Raw genomic sequence first — 282 nt, forward strand, 5'->3', positions numbered from 1 at the left:
GGTAGTTTCCAGCGATCGGTTCTTGCAAAAGCAAGGGCTGGGAAACGAGGTTCCCTTTTTCATCTGCGCTTTTGATGCCGAAGACGGACTGAGCCTGGGCGAGGATCGTGAGGATCTGATCGCCCGGCTGAGCCACGCCGGTGTGCGCGTACTTGATATCGATCTCTATGACCTTTCGATCAGGATCCTCGAAGACCGGGGTATCTTCGAGCAAATCCTTGAGGTTGAAGTCGAAACGGAAAAGGCGGAGCTCAAGGAGCTGTTGCAGGGCGTTCTGGACCC

The 282-nt window shown here is 55.3% G+C and carries 1 pseudogene; it reads left to right on the forward strand.

The features are described from left to right. Positions 1-22 precede the first annotated feature (22 nt). Positions 23-282: pseudogene (locus HBA93_RS20745) on the forward strand (DUF1788 domain-containing protein); the annotation flags it as partial.

The sequence above is a fragment of the Ochrobactrum sp. SFR4 genome, assembly GCF_019730395.1.
Taxonomy (GTDB): Bacteria; Pseudomonadota; Alphaproteobacteria; order Rhizobiales; family Rhizobiaceae; genus Pseudochrobactrum.